The organism is Chitinophaga niabensis (assembly GCF_039545795.1).
Lineage (GTDB): Bacteria > Bacteroidota > Bacteroidia > Chitinophagales > Chitinophagaceae > Chitinophaga > Chitinophaga niabensis_B.
The window spans coordinates 2,022,108-2,043,497 of the sequence record NZ_CP154260.1 but is presented as its reverse complement, the minus strand read 5'-3'; the positions used below and the strand labels follow the sequence as shown (position 1 = coordinate 2,043,497).

Here is a 21,390-nt window from a genome sequence, read left to right as displayed (position 1 = left end):
ACATAACATGCGCTTACAAATATTAAAGATCCATCAGGATGATAATGTGTGGGTAGCCCTGCAGGATATCCCGGCCGGCACAACGGTGGAAGGTATCACCGCTATCCGTAATGTGGCTGCCAAACATAAACTCACCGGGGAATTCATTGCGAAAGACAGCCCTATTATCATGTATGGCGTGCTGGTAGGTTTAGCCAATGAAGATCTCCCCAAAGGTGAACTGATCACCACAAAGAATATCCGCCACGCTTCCGGCAATTTTGCCGTGAAAGAAGAACGTAAGATCAATTGGGATGTACCGGATGTCTCCGAATGGAAAGACCGTCATTTCATGGGTTACCATCGCACAGACGGACGTGTGGGCACTGGCAATTACTGGGTGATCATTCCCCTGGTGTTCTGTGAAAACCGCAATGTACAGATGTTGCATAAAGTGCTGGTGAAAGAACTGGGTTACCGCAAACACAATCCTTATGAAGAAATGCTGCAGCAGTTGCTGCAGGGTAAAGAAGATCCTGAGATAGTTATAAAACCACCCAAACGCAGGACCTTTGAAAATATAGACGGCATTAAACTCCTCTCCCATACTTTAGGCTGCGGCGGCACCAAAGATGATGCCCGCACGCTTTGCGGCCTGTTAGCCGGATACATCACGCATCCCAACGTAGCAGGCGCTACCGTGCTCAGCCTCGGCTGCCAGAATGCGCAGATAGATATGCTGAAGGAAGAGATAGAAAAAAGAGTACCGGGTTTCGACAGAACAGTGATCTGCCTGGAACAGCAAAAGATAGGCTCTGAAAAAGTATTGATGGAACAGGCATTGCAACTCACTTTTGAAGGACTTGCCAAAGCCAACAAACAACAACGCCAGCCCGCACCGCTCAATAAACTGATCATTGGCATGGAATGCGGCGGTTCAGACGGCTTCTCCGGCATCTCTGCCAACCCGGCCGTGGGAAGGGTTTCGGACATACTGGTAGCATTAGGCGGCTCCGTGATCTTATCTGAATTCCCCGAACTCTGCGGTGTGGAACAGGAACTGAGCGACCGCTGCATCAACACAGAACTCGCTGCACGTTACACACAACTCATGCGTGAGTATGCCAGCAGAGCGGAAGCTGTGGGATCAGGCTTCGATTCCAATCCTTCTGCCGGCAACATCCGCGATGGACTCATTACAGATGCCATCAAATCTGCCGGCGCAGCAAAAAAAGGAGGCTCCTCTCCCGTTACAGATGTAATTGACTATCCGGGCAGGGTACAACGCCCGGGCCTTGCATTGCTCTGTACACCCGGCAGCGATGTGGAATCCACTACGGCAGAAGTAGGTGCAGGCGCTAACATCGTGCTCTTTACAACAGGGCTTGGCACTCCTACCGGCAACCCTGTTACGCCGGTGCTCAAGCTCTCCACCAACAGCAAACTTGCCAACAAAATGGAGGACATCATTGATATAGACACAGGAACTATTATCAATGGAGAAGAATCTATCAATGAAGCAGCAGACAGGATCTTAAATTTAGTGATCGATACCGCCAGTGGTTTATACACCGCAAGGGCACAGGTGCTGGAACAGGATGATTTCATTCCCTGGAAAAGAGGGGTTTCTTTATAAGTTTTCAAAACACCGTTATGAAATTAAACATTATCGCAGCCGCATTGCTGACAGGCATGATCAGCTGCAACCAGGCCGAAACGAAAGAAGAAAAGAAACCCGGCACTTTCGGGGAAGACGTAGCTTTCCTGCAAAAACACCTGCAGAATGTAGTAGTACTGCAAAGCAGCAGCGACAGCAGCCGTGTGGTGGTAACAGGCGATTATCAGGCCCGCGTAATGACCAGCACCGCCAGCGGCAACGCAGGCAAAAGTTTTGGCTGGATCAATTACAACCTGGTATCCTCCGGCAAACTCTCGCCGCACATCAATGCATTCGGTGGTGAAGAACGCTTCTGGTTAGGACCCGAAGGCGGACAGTATTCCCTGTTCTTCCCCGGCGGTAAATCCTTTGAATTCGATAACTGGCAAACACCCGGCCTGATAGATACTGCGCACTACAACGTGAAATCCCAGTCCGCCAACGCCATCACGTATCAATATGCAGGAAGTATTCAAAACTATTCCGGCACTACCTTTAAACTCGATATCAGCAGAACCATCCGCCTGCTGGATAATAACGCCATCGCTGCACGACTGCAATATGCATTGCCCGAAGGTGTTAAAAGCGTAGCTTATGAAACAGAGAATGTACTGACCAATACCGGAGATAGTGCATGGCAGGAAAAGAACGGTCTGCTAAGCATCTGGCTGCTGGGTATGTTTATACCCTCTGATCAGACGGTGGTGGTAGCGCCTTTCAAAGGAGTAGCAGATGCCCGTGCACATATCACGGATGATTACTTCGGCAAAATACCTCCGCAGAACCTGCAGGTGAAAGACAGCCTGCTGCTCTTCCGCGCAGACGGTAAAGCCCGTGGCAAACTGGGCCTCTCTCCCCTCGTTGCCAAATCAGGTGCAGGCAGTATAGACCTGGAGAACAACACACTTACCGTGCTTTTCTATGAAGTAGTGCCACAGGGCCGTTATGTGAACTCCAAATGGGAACTGCAGAAAGAACCATTCAAAGGAGATGCCGTGAATTGCTATAACGATGGCCCGCTGGCAGATGGTTCTCAAATGGGCCCTTTCTATGAAGTAGAATCTTCTTCCGATGCACGCGCCCTGCAACCCGGAGAAACACTCAGTTACAAACAGGTGACCATGCACTTTGAAGCTGCAGACCGCATAGCCCTGAAAGCCCTCGCTGCCCGCTTGTGGAACCTGCCGCTGGAAGATGTACAACAATTCCTCAGCAAAAAATAATTACACCATGCAGATCATTCGTCTCTATAAAACCGCCGCCACATTGCTGGCCTTCTACGATGAACAGTATTATTCCATCAAGGCGGACTGGAATAGTTTCGTGAACAGGAAAGAGTTATTCAAAAACATCCTGTCAGAACTTCCTGCCCAAACGCGCATAGATAAAGCCACCGCAGAAACCATCATTGAAAATGAGCTGCAGGCGCCCATTGCCACACAGGAAGTATGGGCTGCCGGTGTTACGTATTTCCGCAGCCGTACCGCTCGCATGGAAGAATCTGAGGTTTCCGGCGGTGCTACCTTTTATGATAAAGTATATGTGGCAGAAAGGCCGGAACTCTTTTTCAAAGCCACGCCGCACAGGGTATCCGGCCACAAACAAGTGGTGTTCATCCGGGAAGATTCTTCCTGGGATGTACCGGAACCGGAGCTTACGCTCTTTGTAAGCAGCCATGGTACCATTGAAGGATATACCGTTGGCAACGACATGAGCTCCCGCAGTATTGAAGGAGAAAACCCCCTGTACCTCCCGCAGGCAAAAGTTTATGAGAAATGCGCCGGTCTTGGCCCCTGTCTGATTGTAACAGATACACCTATCCCGCCGGATACGCTCATAAAAATGTCCATCTTCCGGAAGGAAGACATGAAGTATAGTGATAGTGTTCCCATCAGCCAGATGAAACGCGGCCACCAGGAGTTGGTAGATTTTCTCTTCAAAGGATGTGCATTTCCTGACGGTTGTTATCTTATGACAGGCACCTGCCTGGTACCGGATAACAGTTTCACACTGCAGGATAATGACCGTGTAGAGATCAGCATAGACCACATCGGCACATTGATCAATGACGTACAGACACTGCATTGATCAGGTTGGCCAATGACCTTCAAACACGCTAATCAATACAAAACGCATCATTGACTACAATGATCAACCAGGTTCCAACACTGCATTAAATCCGCCCTATATGAATTCCACCGTTGAAACGTTGCAGCCCTCCACGCACAGCAACACTGTTAAACTGACGTTCATACTCGTTATCAGCCTGTTCTTTTTATGGGCACTGACCGGTAACCTGATACCCGTGCTGATCCCGCATCTCCGCAAAGCCTGCCAGCTGAACGACTTTCAATCCGCCTTCATTGATTCCGCCTATTGGGTGAGCTATTTCTTTTTTGCATTACCAGCGGCATGGGTGATGCGTAAATGGAGTTACAAAACAGGCATCATCACAGGCCTGCTCATTGCTGCCACCGGGGCCATTTTATTCTTCCCCGCAGCTGAACTGCGTTCCTTTGGCCTCTTCCTGTTCGCACTGTTCTTGGTAGCAGCAGGTATGACCTTCCTGGAAACTGCCGCCAATCCTTACATCACCATTATGGGATCAAAGGAAACTGCTGTACAACGCCTCAACTTTGCACAGGCCTTTAACGGGCTGGGAGCTTTTGTAGCTGCCTTCTTCCTGAGCAAAGTGATCCTCTCCGGCAAAGAGTTCTCCACGGAACAACTCAATGCCATGAACCCAGAGGCACTGAACAGTTACCTGCTTTCAGAAGCAAGGTCTGTACAGGTCCCCTATCTCGCTATTGCAGGTGTACTATTACTGGTAGCACTTACTTTCAGGCTGGTGCATTTTCCGCCGGTACAGGAAGAACATGGTGGTAAACTCAGCATCAACCTGCGCGTATTCAGGCATGTACATTTCCGCTGGGGCGTGATAGCACAGTTTGCATATGTAGGGGCACAGGTATGTATCTCCAGCTTCTTTATCCGTTACGCAGGTTTCAGTGCAGGTATGCCGGAACTGGAAGCCACCACTTTCCTGGGCATGCTGTTGCTCTGCTTTATGATCGGGCGTTATGTGGGCACTTTCCTCATGCAAAAGATAGCACCCCGGATCCTGCTGATCATTTACAGTGCGGCATGTGTGTTATTACTGGCGTATTGTGTATTACAGGGCGGAAAGACCGGTGTGTATTTCTTACTGATGGTAGAGTTCTTCATGTCTATCATGTTCCCAACCATCTTTTCACTCGCTATCAGGGACCTGGGCAATGAAACCAAATCCGCTTCTGCTTTCCTCGTGATGTCTATTGTGGGAGGCGCTTTGGTGCCCCTGGGGCTGGGAGCTATCGCTTACTATTATAATGTGCAGCTGGCCTATGTTGTGCCGATGATCTGTTTTGCGGTTGTGTTGTATTATGCGTGGCGGCATGCATTACCGAAGTAATTCCGCCACCGGTTTAAGACTTAAACCGAAATAGGCTTTCTGCCCTGCATGATATTTCTCTCTCAACTCAAAATTCTCAAAAGAAGGCCCGCCCGGTATAGCAATATACTGCCGCGGGTCTCTGTTTCCTCCGCTCCAGTATTTAGCACGGCCATTCACTCTAACTTGCAAAGAAGGCGTTGCCGTATCTTTCCGCCAATATTGTGTAAGCATATAAAAGGGCCGGTACCGCCAGTTCCAGCGGGCCAGGTAAGCAGGCTCCTGCGGCCATGCGGCCAGTTGCGCAAAAGATTCATCCGGTGTTGCTAAAACAATCTTATCTACAGGATACGTCTCTTTCTCAATGAAATCAATGCCATCGTAACCGGCATACAGCTCCCGGGAGTTGATCACCGTATCTTTTAAATACAATTTCCGCAGGCGGGAATAATTCCCCATCGTAGCCGTGATCCCGCAACGCTCCATAGGAGCGCTGCCGGGATGATGGAATACTTCTATGCATAATTCCTCCGGCCTGTCTTTATGTATACTTAACCTGAGGTAAGGATGTGCGCCGTTGGCGAATTTCTCCATGTGAACATACAGGTTCAATGTATTTTCCGTCATCACAGTATCCCCTATCCACATCTGCTTCCCCCATTTGCCATCCGATGCTGAAGGTGAGATCTCGCTGAATTCTATCTTCCCATTCACCACCGGTTCTACGGCGATGTAATTGATATGATAGGTTACGCCACCAAAGTGATATCCGATACGTAACAATCCCCGCGGGCCTCCGTTAGCCCCTTCCTTCAGACTTTCAATGGCACCTGGCCAGAGGCCCACCACTATACCATTGCGAACACCCCATACAGTACTGTCCCGCCTGATCCATTGCGCCCTGCCTGCCGTAAAAGCAAACAGGAGTATTAAAATAAAACCTGCTTTAATGCCGCTGTTATCCATGCTGATGTTTTAGGAAAATCTTCATAAGAAAGTAAAGGAGTGAACAACTTATCGTCCGGATCAATACCCGCAGATTGCAGGATAGCATAGTCCTGCAGCGACTCTGCAAACACCTCCCAGCGGATGGAATCATAAGGCCCCTCAGGACCCGGATACACCACAAAGGGATCGCCATCCGGTATACCCGGATAAGCGTGTGCAGAACCATTCGTATAAGGGTCTGATGCTTCCTCTGAATCCAGTTTATGCCAGTAATTATACCCCCAATGCAAAAAGCCCTCTGCCTTCAGATGGTAAAACAACCAGCCGGACATCCGGATCTTCGGAAGCGGTGTATCAAAGAAACGGTTCAGCCATTTATCCCTTGGACCGGTACAGAAATACACCCAGTGTGGGATCTTTTCTTTCAGGTATGCCGCTGCCGAGCTGATAATGGGCACCGGTATATCTGTCAGGTGTTCTTTTCCATAACGGATATCGCTTAAGGCGTCCATTACTTTCATCCAGGGCGCCAGATCTTTCAGCACCTGCCGTGCACGTTTGTAATTAGGCACATGTTCAGACCAGGGTTCATCCGATAAATGAAAATAAGAATCTTCCAGTATATTTTCCTTTTGCAGGAAGGCGTGAAAGGCGGGCAGGAATTGTTTCAGGAAGCTGATGTACTTGTCTGAGAAAGCCGGAAGGTCCGCATCCCACAGTAACACATACTTTCCATCTTTCACCGTATACACCCGCATGGCCGTTGTTACCCCCCAGTACATCCACAGATGTGCCCATTCGAATTTCCGGTAGCCCATTTGCTTACACATATCCGTGAACCGTTTGATCACAGACCAGTCGAATGTATACTTCCCCGGGCTTGGCTCATCAACGAGCAACATCTGGCAGGGTTGTTTAAACAAGGTTTTAAACTCAAAGAAGTTCTGCACAAAAGCCACATCCGTTCCATGCTCCATCAGGTTCCGCATTTGTGCTTCCGTGTGTTTCCACCATTGTTCATCGAACATTTTAGTTTTGTAATAAATGCTCGTAGCTTCTCCCCGCCACCAATGTGTAACAGGGAAATTACGGCGGGGCTGCAACACCAGTTTGCTCACATTCACTTTCAGTTTTAATACCCGCTCCCCTTTATTCCACTTCAGCTTCACATTGTAAGTGTGCATGCCGGGTGTAATGTTAGCGGGAATGTTCAGCGTTACCCAGAAAGAACGGCTTGCATAAGGATTTGCTTCCACCTTTGTAAGCGGGTATAATGGTTCCGGCACCAGTCCCGGGAGGAAGCCGATTCCGTCCATTTCTTCTTTCCTTACGTCCGTTGTAAAATGATGCATGGGCACCAGCCCCACATAACGTATCCGGGGTTTTAATTCCGCCGCATTCTCCATACTGCATTCAATATGCACCTGGTCTTTCAGATCGCTGTGAAAAGCTGCCTGAAAGGAAATGCGGCTGCCCCTGGCTGCGGATAACTCCAATACAGAATCGGTACCCGCAGGAGATTGCGGAAAGATCCTTTTCAAAGAAGTTTCCAGCCATACGTTCATACTTTGTGCCTGTGCTGTGAAAAAGCCAGCACTCAGCAACAATAAAATAATTACTTTTTTCACCATCCGGGATTTTGTACCAGGTTACGATTCTTATTGATCTCCTCTTGTTGCAAGGGCCATAAATAGTGCTTCGGTGCAATGAACACCCGTTTCTCTATCACCGTACGTTTATAAAAATTGTTGTCGGACAAACTGGTGCCTGCACCAATGTTCATCCCATGAATTTCTTTGCTGTCAATACCCGCTGCAATCTTCCAGCGCCGTGTATCAAAGTACCGATGTGTTTCAAAGGCCAGCTCTATCCTCCGCTCATGCCATATGCGGGCCCTCATTTCATCCTGACTTAAACCTGCTGGTAAAGGAGGCAAACCGGATCGTTCCCTGATCAGGTTCACGTACTTATATACATCCGGCACAGCACCATCCATCTCGTTCAATGCTTCCGCATAGTTCAGGTATTCCGCTCCCAGCCTGTAGTAGATGAAGGTATTCAAAGAAAACCTGTTCTGGAAGATATCTGAAGTAGGGTTCACCATTTTCTTCATCAGGTAACCGGAAATGCAGTAATCAGAACCAGCCCGCTTCCTGCCATCCAATCCTTCAAACCAGAACTGTATACCCCGGCCTTTCCAGATGGAACCGTTGAAATTGATGCTGGCATAAAAGCGGGGCTCCCTGCCCACGTACATATTGCTCACACCGGCAGGGTAATAATCCAGCGGATGTTTTGCCGCAACATATCCTGCCTCCACATAACCGGAACCTGCATTGATCACCGGTGAGCCGTCTGCATTATAACCATTGATAGGCCGCTGCCCGTTGGCCATTTCATAATCATCCACTAATTCCTGCGTAGGGCAGAAAATAGAGAAACCGCCATAACTGATAGGATTGCTGCAACGTTCAAAATGCGAATGTTCTCCTGCATTGCGGGCAAATAATACCTCAGCGTTATTCCGTTCAATGAACACTTCCTGGTAATTCCTCACAGGATCGTTATTCGCGGCACGGTATAACCTGTATCCATTTGCTTCTACCCCATCTATGCATTCCTTTGCTGCAACCGCCGCTCTTCTCCAGCGCTCTTTGTCGAAAGCAGGAAAGAGCTGCACCCCCTCTTTATCTTTGATGCCGGTGTAATCAGGGTTACCATTCCAAAGCGGACTGGCCATATACAATAAGGCCTGCGATTTCAATGCCAGCGCTGCCGCTTTGGTAACACGGCCCAGTTTATCCGGGGCTACTTTCCATTCCAGCAATGGCACAGCTTTATCACATTCCCTGGTGATGAATTCAATCACTTTTTCAATGGGTTGCCGGCGGATCTTGGAATAATCTTCACTGAGGGTATACGCATGATCACCGATAGGAATGGCACCATAGATACGTGCCAGCATAAAATGAAAGAAAGCCCGCAGGAAAGTAGCTTCTCCTATCCACCTGTTCCGCTCGGTTTCATCCATCGGCACCTGTGCCACATTGTCCAGGAAAAGATTTGTTTTACGGATGCCTTCATACATAAAACCCCATACATCCGGGAAGTAGTCATTCGCACTCCAGGCGCCTGAGTTCAACAGATGGGAATAAGCCCCCAGGAAAGTGATCTCCATTTCATCACTGGCGCCCGTGAATGGATTACGCTGATCCCAGTCTGCCGCGCCCAGCATAACGGGAACATTGTTGTAGGCCGAAGAGAGGAAAGACTCTGCGTATTTCCTTTCGGAAAATACCTTTTTTATGTCCAGGTCTTCATCCGGCGCTTTTTTAAGATAGTCTTTGGTGCATGATGCTGAAAAGAGCAATATGGTGACTAAAACAAGAAACTTGTTCATCTGTTAAGTTTGAAGATTGATTAAAACGAAAGCTGTGCCCCGAAATTGATGCTGCGCTGCAAAGGATATCCCCCCGTACCGTAATTGGATTCCGGATCTATCACTTTTATCTTATCCCAGGTAGCCAGGTTGTATCCGTTAATGAACAGCCGGATACCTTCCAGCCCGCGTTTGATGACAAAATTATAGGCTATCTCCGCACTCTTCAGCCGGATGTATGATGCATCCTGCAGGAATAAGGTAGACGTTCTGTTATTGTTGGGATTCTGTAAAGGGGATGCGCGCGGATATTTGGCATTGGGGTTTTGCGGTGTCCAGCGGTTATCATAGTACTCACGTAAGATGTTGTAAGTACCCAATCCCATCTGGAAGGCATACATGGAAGGGCCGTCTACGAACAGGCTGGTGCGTGCCACACCTGTAAAGAAAAAGCTCAGTTCAAAACCCTTGTAGCCAAAACTCGCACCGGCGCCATATACCATCTGCGGCGTCCTGGGATAACCTATGGGCACACGGTCGTAATCATCCACTACACCATCGTTGTTATAGTCCTGGTACTTGATATCACCCGGCCTTACCTGGTCCATGAAATTCTGTTTCGGGCTTTTCTCTATATCCGCCTGGTCTTTAAAAAAACCCAGCGCAATCAATCCCATGGGCTGATCAATAGGCTGCCCTACGAAAGATTGATAATCATACTTCGGGATGGGATCATCGTTTTGTGTACAGATACTTTTAGCATAGGTGAAAGTACCCCTGAAGTTGTAATAGAAACCTTTGCGGGTAGTATGCCGCACTTCCAGCAATGCATCAACACCGGAATTCTTTGCTTTACCCAGGTTGGCATAAGGCAGGGTCCAGGGATAATAACCTGTAACGCGTGGTATTACACCCCGCTGAATAAGGATGCCTTCCCTGTTTTCTTTAAACGCATCTACCTGCAGGCTGATGATGCCTTTGAATAACTCCAGGTCCATACCAATGTTTGATTTGGTGGCCACTTCCCAGGTCACATCGTCATTCCCGATCTGTGCTTCTTCAAAACCCTGGTAGAACCGCTGGTTATCTCCAAAGAAATAGGACTGCCCCTGGCGGTTGATGGTAGTGAGGAATAAGAAACGCCTTGCCCCTATCTGGTCATTACCTACCTGGCCATATGATCCTCTTATTTTGAGGTTGGAAACAGCGTCTATGTGCCAGAACTTTTCATTACTGATGATCCAGCCTGCCGAAGCAGAAGGGAAGAAACCGTATTGTTTGCCTTCCGGAAAATTCTCTGATCCGTTATACCCTGCATTCACTTCTGCGAGGTAACGGTTCTTATAATTGTAAGTGATCCTCCCTGCCAGCCCCTGCCGCCTGTATGGCAGGTTGTTTAAAGTAGATCCTGCCGTGAGGTCAATGTATTCACGGCGGTTCCCTAACGCCATACCTGTCAGGGTATGATCCCCGAAAGTGCGGTTATAGTTGATGCCTGCTTCTGTATAATAAGCCCGGTTAGCACCATTGTGCAACACATAGGTCATGGGCTGTTCCTCACGGATGGGTGGTGAAGAATACCGGTCGTTCCCGTTCGCATCCTTACCCAGGTATTGTTTGATGGCATAAGGTTTTATACGGTCAGTTGAAGCAGAATAATAGTGATCGTAAGCAAATAGTCCGCGTACGGAAAGGCCTGGCGTTACAAGTTTGGAAAGGTCCCATTTACCACCGAAAGTTCCCTGCAATGTATTCCTGTCCTGCCGTGTATACCCCGATTGCGTTACCAGCCCCCAGGGATTGTTTTGCAGATAAGAAGTAGAAGCTCCGGCAACAGAACCATCGGGATTCAGTTTCGGATAGTTGATCGGTGAGGTGATCTTTAGTGCATCAAAAATGGCAGGTGCGCCTGTACCCGGGTAATTGCCTTTTTGTATCACACCACCGATGCCCAATTCAATGCTGATAGTTTTGGAAACATTGATATCCATATTGGAACGGAAGTTATACCGTTTCATCTGTGCATTTGTTTTGTAGGCGTTCTTAGGGTCTTGTTTATAAATACCATTCAGCACCGTGTACCCAACATTTGTATAGTACTTAATAATTTCATTCCCACCGGAAACACTCAGGTTGTTGATGCTCTGGAAAGTGTTCCTTTTCAGCACTGCATCCGTCCAATCCACATTGGGATAGAGATAAGGATCAGAACCGTCTTTGAACTTCTGCAGCTCAGCCTCCGTGTACCTTGCAGGCTGGCCATTGTTCGCCAGGGCTTCATTGATCAGGCCTGCGTACTCCGGGCCGTTGATATAATCCGGTAAGCGCAAAGCCTGTAAACTTGCATTCTCCGTACGGAAGATCACTTTCGGTTTACCCGTACTACCTCTTTTTGTAACAATAAGAATTACGCCGTTAGCTCCTCTTACTCCATACACTGCAGTAGCTGATGCATCTTTCAGGATAGAGAAACTTTCAATTTCCTGTGTGTTGATCTGGTTAATATCACGTTCCACCCCATCTACCAGTATCAAAGGTGCCCTGTTAGCCCAGGTACCGAAACCACGGATGAACACAGCCGCACCATCATATCCCGGCTCACCGGAACTCTGCCGTGTAATGATACCCGGCATACTGCCGGCCAGTGCATTTGATAAAGAGGGTGTAGCAATCCGCTGGATGTTGTTTACCGGTACGCTGGATATGGCACCTGTTACCGTCATTTTCTTTTGCTTCCCGAAACCTACTACCACTACATCACCCAGTGTGCTGGACTGTTGTTTCAGTTGTATGTTCAGGATGCTGTTATTGCCCACCGTGATCGCCTGCGGTTCATACCCTACATAGGTATACACCAGCATGGCCTCATTCCCTGAAACTTTAATGGCATAAGTGCCATCAGGGTAAGTAGTGGTGCCAACCGGCGTTCCCTGCACCACAATCGTTACTTCAGATAATGGTTTACCATCAGCGGCAGAAGTCACCTTACCGGTGATCACCTTCTGCGCATAACTGACGGCTGTGATAGTGAAGAAGAAAAGAAAGAAGCAGCATGCCTTTTTCTTTAATGCTCTTTGATGGGAGGAGCCTTTCATAAACGTGTTGTTAGTTTTGGTTATAGGAGGATTAGGTACTTACTTAAACGTTTAAGCAAATATCACATAGTATGCCTCTGAAAATGGGGATGAACGTACTTTTACATCATTGGCCGTTAGGTTGTCTTTATCTCTATCCCAATTGAACTTTTTTACCGGAAACGATCACTTCTTTCACCGGTATATTGCCATATGCTACTGTTAATGATGGTTTCCCTTTATGGAGACTAACAGTGCCGAAACCTTTTTCTGTTGAAATGAAACTGGTGAAATCCCCTACCCTGGAATCAATAAACAGTGTACCATCCACCGCATCAAAACGAACGCCGGTAAGGCCCTGCAGCATACCATAACTGCTCATGGCCCGTGCATACCAGTGGCCGCATTCATATTCGTTGAAGGGGTTGCGCACAGATCCATCGTAACGGTTACGGCAGGCTCTTACAATATCCAGCCCTTTTTCCACTTCCCCCATGAACATCAGGTGAGATGCCACCTGGTATTCTATACCTGTCCATACTTCATTGCTGTACACGAATGGTAAAGACAGCATGCCGCCCTTTGGCCAGGAACATAATAGCAATCCGCCTTCATTGCCTAAAGCAAACGTAGGCCGCTGGGGATTCACATGTGCACTGAGGTCTTTCTTTAAGTTGTATTTATGTACGGCCAGCAGATGGCTTTTTGTTTTCGCTGCATCAACAGGTTCCTCCATGCCGCATACGCGGGCAATCCATGAACCCAGGATACCATCAGAAAGGCAGCCGGCTCCATATTGGTATTTGGGGCCTTCTTTTTGCAGGAGCTGCCTTGCTTCTTCGGAGTATTGCGTATGGAAAGATTGTGCTTTCGTGGGGTCCGGTGCATTCAATCCTGTCCACTGGATCTTTTGTATAAAGTATTCACCGTTATAAAGCTCTGTTTCCAGGAACTGTTTTCCTTTTGCGTAAAGTGTAGTATACTCCGTTACATCTTTACCCAATGATTTGCCCATTAATGCAATAGCTTGTAATGCACCCAGGTAGAAACTGGTGCACATACCCGTAGGGCCCCAGAATTCAATATCATAGGTATTATGATGCGGTTCTTCCACGATCCCTTTTTTATGAGGATCCCAGGTGCGGATACAATAATCCATACTGGTTTTCACTGCGGGGTAGATCTGTTGCAGCCATGCATTGTCGCCGCTGATGCGCCATTCCCTGTGCACTTTCATGATGCCGCCCAACTGTCCGTCTGCTGCTGCATGGAAATTATGTACTAAAGGAGAGATAGGAATGTTTGCACGGAACCCCTGGTGCCCGTCTGCATTCTGGTTCTCTTTAAACTCGGTATTACGCAGGCTTCTTTCCAGTGCAGGAAATAAGTGAGGAACAGCCTGCGCATAATTCCATACATGTGTACAGGAACCGTGGCAACTGCCCCAGTTATCGCCGGAACCTTCCCAGCACCAGAAACGGCCATCATACTGCCGCATTACTGTAGCTGATTTCAAAATGGTAAGGTTAGCCGCTACAGCTTCCACTACTTCCGGCGGTAAAGTACTTTTATAAAAGGCATCAGAGAATAACGAAGTTTTTTTATACAGTACTTCGTAATTCTCCTTCCAGTGATCTGCTACTTCATTGATACTTTTAAACTTACTGCTATACCATGGTTTATGGAAGGTGTGCGGAGCACCGGTGGTATCATCACCAATACGCAGTTTGGAATCCGGTACATACCAGGCCATCATCAAACGAACTGTTTTCTTCTCTCCCGGTTTTAAAGTGAAAGGCACAAATAAAGATCCGCCCGGTGCATCTTTTTCTACAGGTGCATTGCTCCTGGGTTTACCATCTTTCACCGTGTTCCATACCATACTCAGCGGGTCGAACCAACCGCCCCGGAACCAGCAATGATCCACCACAGTGTTGTCATCTGTTGTATAGATCGCGAAGTGGCCCTGCTTTTCCGGGGCATTGGTGATGGCTTCCTGTGATAAGATGAATCCGTTTTTTATAGATTTAATATTGTTCTGTACATCTCCCTGCCGCATGAAGTTGCGGGCATTGTAAGAGAATACAAACTCTTCTGTTTTAGTGCCGGTATTGGTAAAATGATATTCCAGTGCACCAAGCGGAAGGCTGGAATTATCTTCTTCCGTAGGCACAAATGGGCTCCATGCTTTGATACTCGCTGCCACAGGCATGGTAGCATCTTTCAAAGTGATCTCTGCAAATGGGAAACGTGCTTTAAACTCAGCCGCCGCAAAACGCGGAAGGCCCCAGGTAGCACCACCTGTTCCACCAAGGCCGGCATCCCGCTGCCCGAACTTCTTCCAGTCCGGCACCAGTTGTTCCAGCACTTTTGCGCCCTTACCTTTTATACTGATCGCAGCAAACATGGCAGGTTCAAAGAACATCTCAGGGTTATGGCGGATGCTCATATGCGAAATAGCACCTGTACCTTCAATGCAGAACATACCTGCGCCGATACCGCCAATAGGAAATGCAATACGGTTATTGTTCTTTCCTTTATATACTTCATTAAAACCACGCGCTCCGGGCGCTTTCCTTTCAGGTGTGTCTTTCGCTAAAACTGCCGCCGGTAAAGCGGTTACGCCAATAGCGCCTAATGTAAAATCTTTTAAAAAGTTACGCCGGTTGTTACGTGATTTCATGATGGTATTTGGTTCGAATTGGCAAATAGATCTACTGCTGCAGGAAATATCTTTCCTCAGTTTTCATAACGCTTAAACGATTAAGCAAAAAGAGATAAAAAAAGGAGCTTTCGCTTCGGGGATGAAAGTATAAATTTTAGGAATAGTTACCAAATATTTTTTTCAGCACGAACAAAAAAAAGCGGAGCTGCCTGATAAGTGTTCCCCCCCGGGAGATGAAGACAGCGCCTTCATCCCACTTGTCTGGCAGCTCCGCGCTGATCTGTTGATTATTTAACAGGCTGATTGTTGATAGTTATTCCTGTTGAACGTTTTGCATAACTGATGGCTTTCTTCTCCGGCTCTTTCACCGTGAGGTTCGTGAACTTTGCATTCTGCACATTATCAAACACCACTGCCGTTCTGAAATCTTTCTTTGCCACTGTAAGCGTGAGGCCGGAGATATCAATGTTCTTTGCATGCCTGATAAACAATCCCCAGGCCGGTAACTCTTTAAACATCGAAAACTCAGGGTAAGCGTTTGCCTTATTATCGATCCTGTCCAGCGTATCCAGCGCTACCTTTGCAAAGAAGGGATTCGCACCGCCGGGATAACTGATGGTCACGTTTTTAAAACTAACGTTGTTGATCAGTGCATCCGGCATACCTACAATAGCTGATGGTGAAATATTACGCGGCATATCTTCTGTTGGCCCTTCATATTCATATCCCACATCCGGTTTAGTGGCAGGGATCTCTGCATACAGATTGCTGATCCTGATATTCTCCAGTCTTCCTTTTCTGCCTGCTACCCGCTCTCCTATCCGCAAAAAGATAGCATTGCCGGTATTAAATGCTTCCAGGCTGTCCACTTCCACATCTTCCAGGAAACCGCCGTCTACTGCCTGTAAAGCCACAGCAGAACGGTAGGTATCAAACACCTTGATGTTCTTAATCCGGATATGACTAAAGCCGCCATGAGAAGCTGTGCCGAATTTGATGCCATTTGCACTGGAACGGATCACACAATTCTGGATCAGCACATTTTTGCAGGCCTTTGTACCATCGTGTGATTTTAAACACACCCCATCATCATCTGAATCAATATAGGAATTGGTGATCTTCACATCTTCACAGTCTACAATATCAATCCCATCATTGTTCCAGTATGCCTTACTGTCCACCACAATACTATCCAGGTGCAGGTTCTTACATTGATCATATGTTTGCACCCAGCTGGCAGAATTTTTGATCGTTATACCCTTAATAAGAACATTATTGGTTTTATAGAAATTGATGACCATCGGCCGGCTTTCTGCTTCCGGACGATCATAACGGAACCCATCTTTCAGTATTCCCTTATGAATATTGTCTACCACATTACGTGCCACCTGGCGCCCCTGCCCATCAATAATACCTTTACCCGTGATACCCACATTCTCCTGTTCATAGGCAAAAACGAGCGCGGTGAATATCTTCCGGTCGTAATCCCAGGGATTCAGCGACCCAAGCAGCACCGCGCCTTCCTGCAGTTGTATGGTAACATTGGATTTTAGATAGATAGAGCCTGTGAGGTATCTGCCCACATGGAATACCAGCCTCCCGCCGCCATTTTTACTGATATAGTCGATGCCATATTGAATAGCGCGGGTGTTCAGTGTTACACCATCGGAATAGATGCCGAATAAAGAAGCATTGTAATCTTTGGCCGATGCCTGCAGGCACGTCAGCGTCAATAATAGTATTATAAATGATCTCATCTTTGTTATTGTTTAGTTTTAGCAGACATTACACTCACGGGACCTATCATGCCCAGAGGCTGAATAGGCTGGTTCTTCCGGAGTTCATTCGTCCAGTATTGTGCTACTTTATTATCAGTGAGCGTTTTCATATAGTTCCCCATATTGGTGGTGATCTTTACCTCTATCGTATTATCCCCGGTTTTTACATCGGATGCAATATTATAGATCCGCCTGCCATACCATTGCACACCCAGGGATTTTCCATTAATGGTCACTTCTGAAACCCCGTGCACTTTGCCCAGGTTCAGCCAGATGGCATCTGTTTTATCCGTTACCGGCAGGTTATTGCGATAAGTGATCGTTCCTGTAAAATGCTGCAGCGTTTCTACCGTGGCCAGGTCTTTCAGTTCATCCAGCGCTACCTCTTTCACAGTGCCATCAATATGTTTAAAGGTCGCCTTCCATGCACCAGCTATCTTTACGCCTTCTCCGGATGGAAATGGTGCTGCAGGTTTTCCTTTTTTCGTTTTATCAAACACCAGCAATCTTGAATCAGAAGGCCCGAGGTCTAATGTATAAGATCCGTTCACGCCGTTCAGGTAATACCTTTCCCCGTTATCAGGGTTCCAGATCCAGCCTTCCCTTTTACCCATCAGCTCTTTGGAAACAGTGATATCCATGGTGTAGCCATCATCCATATGCGAGTTGGTGAACAGCAGGATCTCTGTATCCCCGGCCTGGTAACGCACCTGTGTTACAAATGGTTCCGGTTTGACGATCTTCACATAAGGTTTGATCTGGTACTCTTCCTGTACTTCTTTATACCATCCGATGAAATCCTTTTCGGGTTTCTTCAGCAGGATGAATTTATCAGGATAGGATTGCAGTTTAGCTACGAGGGCTTTCACCTGCTGATCACGCTGCACGGCATCTTTCCAGCCGGTGGCTTTCTCCGGATATTTTTCTATGCAGAAAACCCTTCCGCCTGCTGCTACAAATTCCAGCAACTTTTGCAATGTGGCAGGTTCCATGCTCAGCACTTCTATCAGGAAGAGGGTGTGATACTTCCGCGGGCCGTAATGCATGAAGCCATTTTTAAACGTAGCATCGCGGATCACGGATTCAGACACATGATCGCAGGCGTTCCCGTTTTTGTGGATCGCTTCCCATATCAATGGCTGGTAAGGCGGATGGATAATGAAAGGGAATGGCTCGTTCTGTGCGCTGTATTGGCCCCACATATCTGCTGTTGGCGGTAATACTGCGATATCAGCAAACATATCCCCCTGTTGCAGTAAAGCGGAGATACGCGCTTTGTAATCTGTAAAATGGCGGAAGTAAGGCCACCAGGTATTCTTTTCGTTATAAAACCCACCATACCTGATCCAGCCCGGGAAAGGTGCATCCGGCGGTGTGTAATTAAAACCATGGAAGATGGGATGCGTAACACCTGATATCGTACTCTGATCTCCTGCTACCTTCAGCATCTCCAGGGAATCGTTGAATACCATATCCGTATTCGTCAGTTCTTCTGCGCTGATATACCGTTTCCCTTTCAGGTGGGCTGCAGAAGATACATACTTGTTGATCATGGTATAAGCCCTGCCCAGCAGCGGTGTATCTTCCGGCATCTTATAACCGATGCCATACTTCAGCCAGGTTTCACATTCCGGCAGATCGAATTCAAAGCTGCCTTCCAGCAGGAAGTATCCCCGGCCGTATGCCTGCGCACGGGACTTCACATTGTTCTTCTTACACCAGGCCACGTATGTTTTGATAAAGCTGTCTTCCAGGATCTCTGCTTTGGTCAGCTCAAAATCATACCGCATCCTTTGTATCATATCAGCAAATTCCGGCGTGAGGGTAGCCCCATATGTAAAATTGTAGGTGTTGCCCATGGAGGCGATCTTCAGCAATACGAAAGGCAGATAAGGATAAAGGTCATACCCGCGCCGCTTCTTAAACTCATCCATCATGTCACTGCTCCAGTTGGCGCCTTCCAGCTCCATACTGTCTGTGAACAATGCACGTACGTGGCGCGACAGAGGACCTATCCTATTCTGTATGGTGTCCGTCATATGATTGAGGTACTTGTTCACGGCCGTTTTATTGTAGTGATTCAACACAGGGCCGTTAGCCCCCGGAGCACCGTTGATCACTTCCATAAAACCTTTTATTTTAACAAGTCCGTATAAAGCATATTTTCCTTTAGGTATATCCAGTTTAATGATATCATCTTTTACCTGTGCTTTCAGGTCTTTCACCTGGCTCAGGTCACCCAGCGGTTCCGGCACCAGTTTCAGTTCCATCATTTCCAGCGTTCTGCCCGGGAAGGGAGAACTGATGGCAGGATCCGCTTCTTTGAACAGATCGAACATAGACGTTTCATAATACAGCGGTCCTTCCAGTTTTTTCACGCCTATCACCACCACATCCGAACGCTCTTCCCCTTGCAGGTATTCAGCCCCAAAGGGCCAGCCGGAGCCAACGATCAGGTCGCAGGTCATGCCCAGGGATTCCGCTTCTTTGAATGTGGCCAGCAACAGATCGTTCCATTCATTGCTGAGCCATTGCAAAGAAGGTTTGCCCATATCATCTGTACGGGCAGGGAATTTGATGGGATTGATCTCCACACCGCCGATACCGGCAGCATGCATCAGCCGCAATTCCCTGATCAGTTCATCTTTTTCTACTTTATCACCATTCCACCACCAGCGAACAAAAGGACGGTACACGGGCAGTGGGTCTTTAAACAATTTATACAGGTCCGTATCCAGGGGAGCCAGTGCTGTACGGGCTATTCCCGGCAAGGCACCCACAATGGAATATCCGGCGGTAAGGAATGTACTATTTAACAGGAACTCTCTTCTTTTCATGTGGTGCGGTTGTATCTTTTATCCAGAAACGTTTTCATCCATAAATTAATGCGCCATTGCTCCTGTTGTGCAGGAACTGTTCTGTTCCCCATCACCATATAAGGCGGAGGTCCGAACTCAGGCGTAATGGTACAATAGCTGTCCCCGTTCTTTTCCCTTTGTCTTATCCATTCATCCCAGATGGCCAGGTGTGCAGCCAAAGCTGCTGCATATTCCGGCAATGCAGGATCCCATACCTGCGGCCCTTCCGTATGGCCTACCCGCGCATGAATATGACGGGCATGTTTGATAGCCTCTGCCACTATGCCCTGCTGATCTTCCAGGTAACTTTCAGATACGCAGAACCAGTGTGAAACATCCAGCGTTAAAGGAAGCGCCGGGAACTTCCGCAACAAGGGCCCTGTTGCATGCGCGGCATAGGACCATTTGTTACGGTGGGTTTCCTGATATATGGGTACGCCCAGCTGGTCGCTTACTTCTTCGCAAACTTCCAGGCATTGAATGATCTGTTCTTCCGAATAATACTCCCGGCCTGTTTGCGTACTGATGAACAGTGGTTGCAAACGGCTGAGTGCAGTGAGCTGCTCTTTTAAAACATGCAGGTACTCTTTAAAAGTTTCCGGCATTTGCAACACGGCGGTTACAATGGAAAACTCCAGGTCGTATTGCTTTAAAAGGTTGAGTACGGTAACAGGGTTAGTGGCTTCTCCATAGGGAAACCATTCCACGCCTGCATAACCTGCAGCTTTTACATTCTCCAGGAAAACACTCCATGGTATATGTTCACTTCCCCACCTTGGACAAAAGAATTTAACTATCATAGGGCTTTAGGGTAGATCAGCGGATTTTGTTCGTTATTATTCAGTGCATCTCCGATCTTCAGTGTTTGCAGGTAATCATCCGGGAGGATGTTCTTCTGCCCGTTGAAGGTATTACCTTCCGGCATATAGGCACAGGTCATGGCACGGCGGAAACCATTGGTCATATTGGCACCTGCGCCATGGATCGTTAACCCGTTATGGAAAGAACAGCTGCCGGCCTTCATAGGCGCGGCAACTGATGCAATCTTGGCTAATTGAGGATACACGGTAAAGATGCCATCCATGTTTTTTCCGATACCGCTATTCTCAAAACCCGTTTGCTGCCAGGACCCTGGAATGAAATACAGGCAGCCATTCTCGTAAGTGGCATCGTCCAGCGCTACCCAGATGGATAGCGCATTACGATCGGAGAAAGACCAGAATGGTGTATCCAGATGCCAGGCAGTGGCATTTGCCCAGGGCCGTTTAAACAAGGCCTGGTCATGCCAGATCCTGATGCCTTCGGAACCGGATAATTGCGCGGCCATCTGGCCGATGCGTTCATCCAGCATGATCTCTTTCACACCATCATGCGTTTGCCAGAGGTTCAGCAACTGGTCAAACACTTTCCCGAAGTATTCTGCATCTTCATTAATACCATCATCCTCTCCCACTTTAGTATCCTTACCCGGCATTTTTCTGCCGGCTCTTTGTTCTACGGCTTCCATCACCACTTTGCGCCAGTGTGCCAGCTCTTCCTGCGAGAGGAAGTCTTCGATCACTATAAACCCGTTTTTCTGATAGCTTTCAATTTGCGCTTTATCCAATTTGTATTTCATAAAT

13 protein-coding genes are annotated in these 21,390 nt (G+C 47.8%); 4 read left to right on the top strand and 9 right to left on the bottom strand.

Going from position 1 to position 21,390, the window contains the following annotated elements; all coding sequences use genetic code 11:
* Window positions 1–7: 7 nt before the first annotated feature.
* The 4 genes from AAHN97_RS08140 to fucP all read left to right on the top strand — a co-directional run bounded on the left by AAHN97_RS08140 (window position 8) and on the right by fucP (window position 5,087).
* Window positions 8–1,615 (top strand): UxaA family hydrolase, encoded by a 1,608-nt coding sequence (locus tag AAHN97_RS08140; protein ID WP_343307074.1) that lies wholly within the window; start codon window positions 8–10, stop codon window positions 1,613–1,615.
* 17 nt (window positions 1,616–1,632) lie between these two features.
* A complete protein-coding gene (locus tag AAHN97_RS08135) occupies window positions 1,633–2,859 on the top strand; it encodes a DUF6786 family protein (RefSeq protein ID WP_343307073.1) in 1,227 nt (408 codons plus the stop codon).
* Window positions 2,860–2,866: 7 nt separating this feature from the next.
* Entirely contained in the window at window positions 2,867–3,724 is an 858-nt protein-coding gene (locus AAHN97_RS08130; protein ID WP_343307072.1) for a fumarylacetoacetate hydrolase family protein, read from the top strand.
* Between the two features lie 100 nt (window positions 3,725–3,824).
* Window positions 3,825–5,087, top strand: a complete 1,263-nt coding sequence (fucP, locus tag AAHN97_RS08125; RefSeq protein ID WP_343307071.1) for an L-fucose:H+ symporter permease — start codon at window positions 3,825–3,827, stop codon at window positions 5,085–5,087.
* Here fucP and AAHN97_RS08120 read toward each other — a convergent pair.
* From AAHN97_RS08120 to AAHN97_RS08080, 9 genes are all read right to left on the bottom strand, one after another.
* Window positions 5,076–6,032, bottom strand: a complete 957-nt coding sequence (locus AAHN97_RS08120; RefSeq protein ID WP_343307070.1) for a hypothetical protein — start codon at window positions 6,030–6,032, stop codon at window positions 5,076–5,078. The genes fucP and AAHN97_RS08120 overlap by 12 nt on opposite strands.
* A complete protein-coding gene (locus tag AAHN97_RS08115) occupies window positions 5,996–7,642 on the bottom strand; it encodes a DUF4091 domain-containing protein (RefSeq protein WP_343307069.1) in 1,647 nt (548 codons plus the stop codon). The genes AAHN97_RS08120 and AAHN97_RS08115 overlap by 37 nt, the downstream gene beginning before the upstream one ends.
* A complete protein-coding gene (locus AAHN97_RS08110) occupies window positions 7,639–9,414 on the bottom strand; it encodes a RagB/SusD family nutrient uptake outer membrane protein (protein ID WP_343307068.1) in 1,776 nt (591 codons plus the stop codon). The genes AAHN97_RS08115 and AAHN97_RS08110 overlap by 4 nt, the downstream gene beginning before the upstream one ends.
* 20 nt (window positions 9,415–9,434) lie before the next feature.
* On the bottom strand, window positions 9,435–12,488 hold the full coding sequence (locus AAHN97_RS08105; protein ID WP_343307067.1) for a SusC/RagA family TonB-linked outer membrane protein: 3,054 nt from the start codon (window positions 12,486–12,488) through the stop codon (window positions 9,435–9,437).
* Window positions 12,489–12,621: 133 nt separating this feature from the next.
* Window positions 12,622–15,150 (bottom strand): GH116 family glycosyl hydrolase, encoded by a 2,529-nt coding sequence (locus tag AAHN97_RS08100; protein WP_343307066.1) that lies wholly within the window; start codon window positions 15,148–15,150, stop codon window positions 12,622–12,624.
* A gap of 269 nt (window positions 15,151–15,419) precedes the next feature.
* Complete coding sequence (locus AAHN97_RS08095; protein ID WP_343307065.1) at window positions 15,420–16,889, bottom strand: glycoside hydrolase family 28 protein; 1,470 nt, start codon at window positions 16,887–16,889, stop codon at window positions 15,420–15,422.
* 5 nt (window positions 16,890–16,894) lie between these two features.
* A complete protein-coding gene (locus AAHN97_RS08090) occupies window positions 16,895–19,747 on the bottom strand; it encodes a glycosyl hydrolase (protein WP_343307064.1) in 2,853 nt (950 codons plus the stop codon).
* Window positions 19,744–20,568 carry a sugar phosphate isomerase/epimerase family protein gene (locus AAHN97_RS08085; protein WP_343307063.1) on the bottom strand — a complete coding sequence of 275 codons (825 nt, stop codon included), beginning with the start codon at window positions 20,566–20,568 and terminating at the stop codon, window positions 19,744–19,746. Before AAHN97_RS08085 ends, AAHN97_RS08090 begins: the two co-directional genes overlap by 4 nt.
* The gene (locus AAHN97_RS08080; RefSeq protein WP_343307062.1) at window positions 20,565–21,386 is read right to left on the bottom strand and encodes a phytanoyl-CoA dioxygenase family protein; all 822 of its coding nucleotides are present in this window, start codon (window positions 21,384–21,386) and stop codon (window positions 20,565–20,567) included. Before AAHN97_RS08080 ends, AAHN97_RS08085 begins: the two co-directional genes overlap by 4 nt.
* Window positions 21,387–21,390 lie beyond the last annotated feature (4 nt).